The organism is Syntrophorhabdaceae bacterium (genome assembly GCA_028713955.1).
Classification (GTDB): Bacteria; Desulfobacterota; Syntrophorhabdia; order Syntrophorhabdales; family Syntrophorhabdaceae; genus UBA5609.
Window position 1 is genome coordinate 1 of sequence record JAQTNJ010000126.1, and the last position, 9002, is coordinate 9002.

The following is a 9002-nucleotide window of genomic DNA, read 5'->3' on the forward strand; positions in this document are numbered from 1 at the left end:
GTGAGCCTGCTCACTGCGCCTGATTCTTTCATGAAATTTCCAAGCATGATCGTTGCAAGAAGCGGTAAGCCCTTCGGTGCGATGAGACCGCCAACAATCGTTATAACAACAGGGAAAAGAAGCGCTGTGGTATCTGAAACCGTCTTTTTGTGGGTCTTCATAATGGTTTCACGTTCTTTCTGCGATGTAAGCATTCTCATAATAGGAGGCTGCAAAACAGGAACAAGAGACATGTATGAATATGCCGCAACCGATACAGCCCCCAGGAGATGCGGGGCATACTGAGATGCGACATAGATAACCGTCGGCCCGTCACATGCACCGATAATGCCTATCGTTACTGCATCTTTATAAGGGAAATCCAACATCAGGGCAAGGAGCAGCGTCAGAAATATACCAAATTGCCCCGCTGCGCCGAGAAGAAACGTATAAGGGTTCTCCAATACAGGCCTGAAATCCGTCATAGCGCCTATTCCCACAAAAATGAGCAGTGGGAATAATTCAGTGATAATGCCCATATCATAGATAATCCTCAAAAAACCTTCTTTTTCCATAAGGTCGGCAAGAGGGATATTCACAATAATACACCCGAAACCAATCGGAACGAGAAGCAACGGTTCAAAATCTTTTTTAATTCCGAGATAAAGGAGGACCCCACCGATTATCATCATTAACGCATTTGACCATTGAAAAGCTACAAATCCTGCTACGAGTCCGGATAAACCGCCTACCATTGCATCAATCATATATCCTCTCCCCTTCCTTTTTACTCTTCTTTTTTGTAAGGAAAGATCTTCTTCAGCGCTGACATAATGAGGCTAAAGATAATAAGGGTACATATAGTACCTCCCATACCTACTACAAGCATGGTTATTCCGAAGGTCCATTTATCTATCATACAAGCCTCCTCCCAATATTGAGCATGGTTATTCCGAAGGTCCATTTATCTATCATACAAGCCTCCTCCCAATATTGAGCATGGTTATTCCGAAGGTCCATTTATCTATCATGTACGCTTTCTCCTAAAATATTGAATGTTTCAGACATTTAATTGCTTATTACTTTCTATCGTAATGACAAAATAACTATATCACTGTCAATACAGAGTCAAGTGAAATCTTTAACAAAGTTATAATTATCTTAAATATTAATAAGATACTAATATGGCATTCTTTTCTTTTACACCATTTTTTCCTTATTTTTCAGGTATCTTTATAAACAATCAGGGTAACTATAGTTTATCCTTCAAAAAATATGACGTTCTCTGGAACCGAACAAAATGCTTTTCAAGACCTTTTTCGCGATATAGACTCATTGATAGCATTTGCCATAATAAATATGATACATGTCATTGACAATGGGCATGGACAGGGTATAGAATTCATTCATTGGCAGATATCCTGTAACACAACACACTCTTTTATATCATGAAAAGAAAAAAGACTAAAAAAATCAGGATCGGAAACGTTTTCATCGGCGGCGACAGCCCCATCGTTGTCCAATCGATGCTGAAAACAAATCCTGAAAACTTCCAGGAAACACTGAATCAGACAAGGGAGCTTAAGAAGGCGGGCTGTGAGCTGGTAAGGATCGCTCTGCCGCAGGAAGAGACATGCAAGATCATACCTTTTCTGAAAAAAGAGGTTGATGTCCCGATCATCGGCGACATCCACTTTAACCATAAAATTGCCTTAAAGGCTATGCAACTGGGGATCGACGCCATAAGGATCAATCCGGGGACGATCAATAACGTAAGAAAGGTCAAAGAGATTGCCATGTGCGCCAAAGACACCAAAACCCCTGTGCGGATAGGGATGAATATCGGCTCCATGGAAAAGAGGATATTGAAGAAATATCATAAACCCAATGCAGAGGCCATGGTGGAGAGCGCCCTCTATTACATCGGTCTCTTTGAAGACACGGGATGGACGGAATTGAAGGTATCATTAAAGGCATCGGACATCTTTCAAACCATTGAGGCCTACAAGAAATTCTCAAAACTTTCCGATTATCCCCTTCACATCGGGGTTACAGAGGCGGGGCCTGTCTTTTCAGGTGTCATTAAATCCTCCATCGGGATGGGTATCCTGCTGTACGAGGGTATAGGTGATACCCTCCGGGTCTCCCTGACCGGCAATCCGGTCTACGAGGTCATCGCTGCTTACCATATCCTGCGGGATATGGGACTCAGAAAAAGAGGAATTAATATAATATCCTGTCCCACCTGCGGACGCTGCAAGGTCAATCTGACAGAGATCGTAGAGGAGTTTGAAAGAGATACAAACCACTTCGACAAACATCTCAATGTGGCTATTATGGGTTGTGAGGTAAATGGTCCCGGCGAAGCGAAAGAAGCGGATATAGGCGTTGCCTTCGGCGCAAATAAGGCAATACTTTTTGCGAAAGGCAAGGTCGTGAAGACGGGCATCCCGAAAGAAATGGCAAAGGATGTGCTGAAGGAAGAGATCTACAATATCTTAAGGCAGTGAAAGGTGAAAGGCACTCGTAATTCGTGAATCGTAATTCGTTATTGGATGAACCCCGTGAAAAGTGGGAAAACCCGTAATGCGTGAATCGTAATTCGTGAATGGGTGAACCCAGTGAAAGGTAAATACGTCATTGCGAGCGGAGCGCGGCAATCTCATTAATAATTCATACCCTATGAGGCCGCTACGTCGCTTCATTCCTCGCACCTTGTGCTTTTCCACTTACGTCTCACGAATTACGAATTACGGTTGTTTTTGCCCAACGCCGAACGTTTTTTTAGAATCCCGATATACGAACTACGATATACTATCTACTATTCACTATCGACTGGTTTTCTTCTTCACATACATGATCCTCTGGATCACTGTAACGTGGCTTAAAACCGCCAGGACAATAACGACATAATGTAAAACGTTGAAAAAAAGACCTATAAGCAAAAATATAATCCTCTCAGGTCTTTCCATCAGGCCTGTATTGCATGACAGCGAAGCGGCCTCTGCCCTCGCCCTCGCATAGGGTATGATCGCAATGCCCATTGATGCGATAAAGGTCACAACGGCATAGGCCCGTTCGTTCCCATAAAGAAAGAACACAAGGATGCCAAGCATCACGGCAAGATCGGAATAGCGGTCCAGGACAGAATCTAAAAATCCTCCGAAAAGAGAAACCCTGTTGGTATGCCGTGCGATTGCCCCATCAAGAAGATCGAAAAAACCTGCTATCAGAAGGGCTATCCCACCTGATATCAAAAAGCCAAAGGCTATAGAGAACGCGGAAAGAAACCCGAAAAATGTTCCGCAGAGTGTCAGCACATTTGGGTCAATTATTCTGTTACGGAAGAAGAAACGATATATCGTTAAGATTGCCGGATCAAGAGAATGACCTATCTTTGAGCTTATCAAAAGATGCGCCTATCTTTCCCTGTCTCCCCTTATGAACTCTTCAACCATTACCCTTGCGATCTCGTCGGGATATTGTCTGATAGGATGTTTCATCGTATACGCCGATATTGATTCGAGTACCCCCCCTACTCCGCGGTCCCTTGCCACCTTACAACAACGTATCGCGTCAACCATGCAGCCGGCGCTGTTTGGCGAATCCTCTACAGACAGCCTCATCTCAAGGTTGATCGGTATGTCGCCGAAGATCCTTCCTTCGATTCGCATAAAACAGACCTTGTTATCATTCTGCCATGGGACATAATCGGAAGGTCCTATATGGATATTTTGAGGAGGTATCGGGACATCGAGCATGGACTGCACTGCCTCTGTTTTTGAAATCTTCTTGGAAACAAGCCGCTTCCTGTTCAGCATATTGAGAAAATCCGTATTCCCGCCTGTATTGAGCTGGTACGTTCTGTCGATCGCGACACCCCTGTCATGGAATAACTTGACCAGATTTCTGTGGATAATCGTGGCGCCGATCTGAGATTTTACGTCATCCCCGACAATTGGTATCCCCTGTTTCCTGAACCTCTGAGCCCATGAGGAATCGGAAGCAATAAAAACAGGAATACAGTTGATGAGACTGACACCGTTCTCAAGGCAGCACTGGGCGTAAAAGCGGGCAGCCTTTTCGGAGCCGACAGGGAGATAATTCACCAGTATCTCAACTTCATTCTCCCTGAGCACTCTGGCTACATCAACGGGTTTTTCGTTAGAGGCAACAAAGGTTCTTTCCGGCGGATAGTCCTGCATATGAGGCGAAACACTGTCAAGGATATGTCCCATTGAGACCGACACGCCTGTTGGCGGTATCTTTTCCTCAATTGTCTTGGTACAGTTCGGCTCTGAAAATATAGCCTTTTCTACAGGTCTCCCGACTTTTCTCTTATCGATATCAAAGGCGGCAACGATCTTGATGTCCTTGGGTTCATAACCGCATATATCATAGTGCATAAGCCCTATGGTCTCTTTCTTTTTCTTAGAATAATAGGCCAATCCCTGTATCAGTGAACTCGCACAATTACCAACACCTGTTATGGCAACACGAATCTTTCGCATTTTATCCTCTTGTAATTTTTCTTCTTTTAAAATATTTGTCCTAAAATGTCAAAAAAAATATAGGTCGTCTATCTTCGATACTGCTGCATGCCCGCTTCATAGAGATCGTTTCCGTATATATCGTTAATCACAAAAAGAGGCAGGTCTTTTACGCCCAGTTTTCTTACTGCCTCAGGTCCAAGTTCTTCATAAGCTATGATCTCTGAAGATACCACGCTCTTTGAAAGCAGGGCTCCAGCCCCGCCGGTTGCTCCAAAATAGATCGCTTTATACTGCTTTAATGAATCTTTCACAGCCTGCGAACGTTTCCCTTTGCCGATCATGCCTTTCAGCCCGAGTGAGATCAATCGCGGGGCATACGCGTCCATCCTCGAGCTTGTCGTCGGTCCACAGGACCCGATAACCCTTCCTGGAGGCGCAGGAGAAGGTCCACAATAGTAGATTATCTGGTTGCGCATATCAAAGGGCAGCTCCTCACCCTTGTCGAGCGTTTCAAAAAACCTTTTATGCGCTGAATCTCTGGCGGTAAAAATGAAACCGTTCAGGAAGACCTTTTCTCCGGCCTTCAGTTTCTCTATGGTGCTCTCGTCGAGCGGTGTCTGAATCCTTTTTATCTCCATATATACCTCTCTTCCCTTCTCACCCTCTGCTCTTCTTACCTTCCGGGTTAAATAGTTATCTCTTTAATCCGGTGCGCGTGACACTGTATGTTCACCGCCGCGGGTAATGACGCTATGTGACAGGGCAGCATCTTGATATGGACGTCAAGGGCGGTCACAGTCCCACCGTAGCCCTGGGGACCTATGCCTGTCTTGTTTATCGCGTCAAGGATCTCCATTTCAAAGGCTGCTATCGCAGGATCCGGATTTCTCTGGCCAATTGGCGCCATGAGCGCCTCCTTGGAAAGCAGCGCCGAGGTTTCAAAATTACCCCCTATCCCAACCCCGACAATGATCGGAGGGCATGGATTGGGCCCGCCTTTCGTGACCATCTCAACAACGAATGACTTCACGCCTTCTTTCCCCTGGGAGGGCACCAGCATCCGCACCTCACCATAGTTCTCGCTTCCCCCGCCTTTCGGCAATGCGACGATCTTTATTGTGTCTCCGGGTACGATGTGGGTATGGATAATCGGGGGGGTGTTGTCACCGGTATTCTTCCTTGAAAAGGGATCACAGCACGATTTCCTCAGATAACCGTTTTGATATGCCCGGCGTACCCCTTCTGCGATCGCGTCTGTCAGCATACCCCCGACAACATGGACATCCTGGCCGATCTCGACGAATGTAACGGCCAGACCCGTATCCTGGCATATCGGCATATGCTCTGCCTTGGCGATGTTCGCGTTGTTGATCAATTCCCGGATCACCTCTTTGCCGACAGAGGACTCCTCTTTCTCTATGGCCTGGCTCAGCGCGTCAAAAACGTTCTGGGAAAGATTGATGTTGGCATCAATAAACAGATTTTCGACAGCAGCAATAATACTATCCGTATGAACCTCTCTCATAGTTTACTCCTTATAAGGCGCAATGATCCCTTTCTCCATGAGTATGCCTACCTCATCTCTTGCCCTTCGTATCTTCATCTCGGCCATCCTGAAAAGCTCTTTTTCATCTATCTTCAGGCGTGCGACCCCCTGTTCCATTGCCTTTTTCGCAACAGCTACCGCTTCTCTCGGGAATACCTCCCATTCATCCATGGTAGGGAGGAGATGATCTTCACGGAGCCCCTTATCCTCTGCGCATTTTGCAAGCTCAACCGCAGCGGCAATACACATCTCATCGGTGATCGTTGTCGCCATAACATCGAGAGTACCCCTGAATATTGCGGGAAACCCAACAGAGTTGTTGACCTGGTTGGGAAAGTCGCTTCTCCCGGTAGCCACTACCCGTGCCCCTGCCTCTTTTGCATCCCATGGCCACATCTCGGGTATCGGGTTCGCGCAGACAAAGACGATACCGTTGTCCGCCATGGTGCTGATCCACTCTTTCTTGATCGTATCGGGCCCTGGTTTTGAAAGGGCGATTACCACGTCCTGGCCTTTTATTGCTTCTTCCATATCGCCATCCCTGTTTTCTGCATTCGTTATCTGGCAGAATTCCATCTTCTCTTTATGGGTGGGCTTGATATCATCCCTCTTTCTGTTAAGGATACCCTTACTGTCAACAACGATGAATTTCTTCGGGTCAGCGCCCGCCTTAATGATCATTTTGGTGATACAAACGTTGGCAGCCCCTATTCCGATCATGGTGATCTTCACGTCTTCCATCTTCTTCCCCACAACCTTCAAGGCGTTGATCAGCCCTGCCAATGTAACCGCTGCAGTTCCCTGCTGGTCATCGTGCCATACCGGGATGGGGGCCTCTGCCCGTAACCTTTCGAGGATATAAAAACATTTTGGGTTTGCAATATCCTCAAGGTTTATTCCGCCAAAGGTCGGGCACAGGTATTTGACGGTCTTGATGAATTCGTCAGGGTCTTTTGTGTCAAGACAGATCGGGAAGGCATCCACTCCACCGAGGTACTTGAAGAGGAGTGCCTTTCCTTCCATGACAGGAAGCCCCGCCATGGGCCCTATGTCGCCGAGACCGAGTACGCGTGTCCCGTCTGTAACGATCCCCACCATATTTGCCTTGTTTGTATGGTCATAAACCCTGTCCGGATTTTGCTGTATGTCCTTGCAGGGTTCTGCGACGCCAGGCGTATACCATATGGCAAAGTCATTGATATCCCTGATAACACATTTCGGTATCACCTCGATCTTACCCTTATAGTAAGGGTGCATCTTCATGGCATCCTGAGCCGGCTTTTTTGCCTTCGCAAGAAGCTCTTCCTTTGTTACTTTAGAATCACTCATAACTCCTCCCCTCCTCAATAATTAAGCGACATTTGACTGCCAAAAGACATTCTATAAAGAATTCAGGAAAAATGGAACGAAAATTTGAAAAATGTTTGAGAAAGCGTGAGACGATAAATCCTGTGAAATGTAAAAAGTGAAAGGTGAAAAGACGACTTACGGGTGTTCTATGTTTTTCGATATACGATATACGAAATACTATATACGAGTATGCTATTCACTGCCCTTTCTGTTCAACGCCTTATCTATCCTCAAAATACCCAGGAATATAAGGAAAACACCAAGGGCGAGGATATACCGCAAGGGCAGCATTCTGGGCGTAAACCTCTCTATGAAAGATCTTGTGTCCTTTGTCCCTTCCGTCTTTGGCTTTTCTGTCTCCGGCTTTATACCCGCTTCACGCTTTTCAGGGTCAACCCCCTGTAACGGTATTCCGGTTTCGTATACGTTCCTGAGAATTCCCTTTTGCTGTTCATAACCCGTTACAAAAGGCAGCGACAGAAGGGGTATGCATATACCTATCACGATGAGAATAACACCTCTTTTTTTCTCTTTTTCCATACGACCCCTCTGGAATTTGTACCATATAAGTGTTCTGAAAAAAATAATATTTACCAAAATTTTCAATAAACCTTATAAAAAAACCGCCGCTGTGTGCTGCCGGAAAAATGTCGTTGTCCCTTTCTTCACAACCTTGACAAAAACACCATTATCGTTTAATCTATAATTTAGCGGGCCCATAGCTCAGCTGGAAGAGCCACCGGCTCATAACCGGTAGGCCCCTGGTTCGAACCCAGGTGGGCCCAAATAATGTATATGGAACGAAAATATCTCAAAACAGATATTAAAACTTTTTTTAAAGGGGGTGGCCATAGGGTCACCCCCTTTAAAATTTTGGAGGTCGCACTTGGAGCATGAACTCGGCACCCTTTACGAAGCACAAAAGATAGAATTACAGATCATAGAAAAAGAAACAAAACTGCATACAGCACCAAAGAAACTAAATGAAATGGATGAGGAACTGAAACAGTTAAAAGAAAGATTGGAAAAAGAAAAGGTGATCTTTGAGGAACTGGAAAAAGAACGGAGAAAAAAAGAAAAGGAACTGGATGCTGACAAGGACAAGATCAAAAAGATCGAATCAAAGCTCTACGAGGTAAAAACAAACAAAGAATACCAGGCCCTGTTAAAAGAGATAGAAGCTGCAAAAGCGACAAACGACAAGACAGAAGAAGATATCCTCACGCTTATGGAAAAGATTGAGGAACTTAAAAAGGATTACGAATCATCACAGACAAGACTCCAGAAACGCGGAAAAGACATTGAGATTGAAAAGGCAAGGTTGGATACAGAAATCCAATCGATGGATAAAGTTATCGGAGAGCTAAGAACACAAAGGGATAACCTCCTTTCTGTTGTAAACAATGAACTGAGGTTAAAATACAACATGCTCAAGGGAAAACGTGGTGGTGTAGCTATAACAAACGTCAAAAACGGGGTATGTCTCGGTTGTTTCATGAATATCCCACCGCAACTTTTCATAGAGGTAACGAAGAATAAAAAGCTCATACAATGCCCCAGCTGTAATCGCATCCTCTATTTCACAGAAGCCGAATAATGCACTGGCATATGTATATCGACGGTGCTTCCTCCGG

Annotated in this window: 10 protein-coding genes and 1 tRNA gene; 3 read left to right on the forward strand and 8 right to left on the reverse strand. The window is 45.3% G+C overall.

The window, feature by feature from the left end; all coding sequences use genetic code 11:
* Both PHU49_10875 and PHU49_10880 read right to left on the reverse strand, forming a co-directional pair.
* Nucleotides 1–746, reverse strand: a 746-nt coding sequence (locus PHU49_10875) for a sodium ion-translocating decarboxylase subunit beta (GenBank protein MDD5244505.1), incomplete at its 3' end; no start/stop codon positions are given.
* Nucleotides 747–766: 20 nt separating this feature from the next.
* On the reverse strand, nt 767–898 hold the full coding sequence (locus PHU49_10880) for an OadG family protein (GenBank protein ID MDD5244506.1): 132 nt from the start codon (nt 896–898) through the stop codon (nt 767–769).
* Between the two features lie 529 nt (nt 899–1427).
* Between PHU49_10880 and ispG the strand changes: the two genes are divergently transcribed.
* A complete protein-coding gene (gene ispG / locus PHU49_10885; protein MDD5244507.1) occupies nt 1428–2489 on the forward strand; it encodes a flavodoxin-dependent (E)-4-hydroxy-3-methylbut-2-enyl-diphosphate synthase in 1062 nt (353 codons plus the stop codon).
* A gap of 318 nt (nt 2490–2807) precedes the next feature.
* On the opposite strand, the gene PHU49_10890 is transcribed toward ispG, so the two are convergent.
* The 6 genes from PHU49_10890 to PHU49_10915 all read right to left on the reverse strand — a co-directional run bounded on the left by PHU49_10890 (nt 2808) and on the right by PHU49_10915 (nt 7908).
* A complete protein-coding gene (locus PHU49_10890) occupies nt 2808–3389 on the reverse strand; it encodes a CDP-alcohol phosphatidyltransferase family protein (GenBank protein ID MDD5244508.1) in 582 nt (193 codons plus the stop codon).
* 9 nt (nt 3390–3398) lie between these two features.
* Nucleotides 3399–4490 (reverse strand): inositol-3-phosphate synthase, encoded by a 1092-nt coding sequence (locus PHU49_10895; protein MDD5244509.1) that lies wholly within the window; start codon nt 4488–4490, stop codon nt 3399–3401.
* Between the two features lie 68 nt (nt 4491–4558).
* A complete protein-coding gene (locus tag PHU49_10900; protein ID MDD5244510.1) occupies nt 4559–5110 on the reverse strand; it encodes a Fe-S-containing hydro-lyase in 552 nt (183 codons plus the stop codon).
* A gap of 47 nt (nt 5111–5157) precedes the next feature.
* Nucleotides 5158–5997 carry a fumarate hydratase gene (locus PHU49_10905; GenBank protein MDD5244511.1) on the reverse strand — a complete coding sequence of 280 codons (840 nt, stop codon included), beginning with the start codon at nt 5995–5997 and terminating at the stop codon, nt 5158–5160.
* 3 nt (nt 5998–6000) lie between these two features.
* The gene (locus PHU49_10910) at nt 6001–7347 is read right to left on the reverse strand and encodes an NADP-dependent malic enzyme (protein ID MDD5244512.1); all 1347 of its coding nucleotides are present in this window, start codon (nt 7345–7347) and stop codon (nt 6001–6003) included.
* A 213-nt stretch (nt 7348–7560) separates the two neighbouring features.
* Nucleotides 7561–7908 carry a hypothetical protein gene (locus PHU49_10915; protein ID MDD5244513.1) on the reverse strand — a complete coding sequence of 116 codons (348 nt, stop codon included), beginning with the start codon at nt 7906–7908 and terminating at the stop codon, nt 7561–7563.
* A gap of 172 nt (nt 7909–8080) precedes the next feature.
* On the opposite strand from PHU49_10915, the gene PHU49_10920 reads away from it, so the two are divergent.
* Nucleotides 8081–8153, forward strand: a tRNA-Ile gene (locus tag PHU49_10920).
* 101 nt (nt 8154–8254) lie between these two features.
* Nucleotides 8255–8965, forward strand: coding sequence for a C4-type zinc ribbon domain-containing protein (locus PHU49_10925; protein MDD5244514.1), 711 nt, complete (start codon nt 8255–8257; stop codon nt 8963–8965).
* The last annotated feature ends 37 nt before the right edge of the window (nt 8966–9002 follow it).